General features: G+C 63.0%; 1 protein-coding gene and 1 pseudogene. Both read right to left on the bottom strand.

Annotation, left to right across the window (positions count from 1 at the left end; all coding sequences use genetic code 11):
- Window positions 1-137: pseudogene (locus OE856_RS13695) on the bottom strand (electron transfer flavoprotein subunit alpha/FixB family protein); the annotation flags it as partial.
- Window positions 137-895 carry an electron transfer flavoprotein subunit beta/FixA family protein gene (locus OE856_RS13690; RefSeq protein WP_263716716.1) on the bottom strand — a complete coding sequence of 253 codons (759 nt, stop codon included), beginning with the start codon at window positions 893-895 and terminating at the stop codon, window positions 137-139. The pseudogene OE856_RS13695 and the gene OE856_RS13690, both read right to left, overlap by 1 nt.

Genomic DNA, 895 nt, shown 5'->3' with positions numbered 1-895 from the left:
GCCGCCGCAGCCGAGGCCGAGGCCCCCGCGCACAGAACCGTCACATCGCCCAGGGCGCCAGCGGCCGAAACGGCCTTGGCGGTTGCGTCCAGCGCCAGCGCGCCGTCATTCACTTCGGCAAGCAGAAGTACAGCCATTACACAGCCCCCGCAGCTTTGAGTTTCGCGACCAGCTCGTCCACCGAGCCAACGATTTCACCGGCCTGGCGCGCCGCAGGTTCGGCCGTCGAAACGACCGTCAGGCGCGGGCTGACATCCACGCCGTAATCGGCGGGCGTCTTCTCATCCAGCGGCTTCTTCTTGGCCTTCATGATGTTCGGCAGCGAGGCATAGCGCGGCTCATTGAGGCGCAGGTCGGCCGTCACGATCGCCGGCAGCTTGACGCTGATCGTCTGCAGACCGCCGTCAACCTCGCGGGTCACAACGGCATTGTCGCCGTCGATCTTGACCTCGGAGGCAAAGGTCGCCTGACCCCAGCCCAGAAGCGCCGCCAGCATCTGGCCGGTCGCGTTCATGTCATTGTCGATCGCCTGCTTGCCTGCAATCACCAGGCCGGGCTGTTCCTCGTCGACAACCGCCTTGAGCAGCTTGGCAACCGCAAGGGGTTCGATATCGGTGTGAACGTCATCAGCCGCAACGATCAGGATCGCACGGTCCGCACCCATCGCCAGCGCCGTCCGCAGCGTCTCGGCCGCCTGCTTCACGCCGATCGAAACCGCGACAATCTCACTCGCCGCGCCGGATTCCTTCAGACGGATCGCCTCTTCAACCGCAATCTCGTCAAACGGGTTCATCGACATCTTAACATTCGCAAGATCAACGCCAGACCCGTCAGCCTTGACACGTACCTTGACGTTATAGTCAATCACCCGCTTCACAGGCACCAATACCTTCAT

This window comes from Actibacterium sp. XHP0104, from assembly GCF_025751515.1.
GTDB lineage: Bacteria > Pseudomonadota > Alphaproteobacteria > Rhodobacterales > Rhodobacteraceae > Actibacterium_D.
This window is presented reverse-complemented; position numbering and strand designations above follow the sequence as displayed.

What these genes read in the sequence shown, in the direction of transcription:
- OE856_RS13690 (WP_263716716.1), bottom strand. Translation starts at nt 895, where the DNA reads ATGAAGGTATTGGTGCCTGTGAAGCGGGTGATTGACTATAACGTCAAG.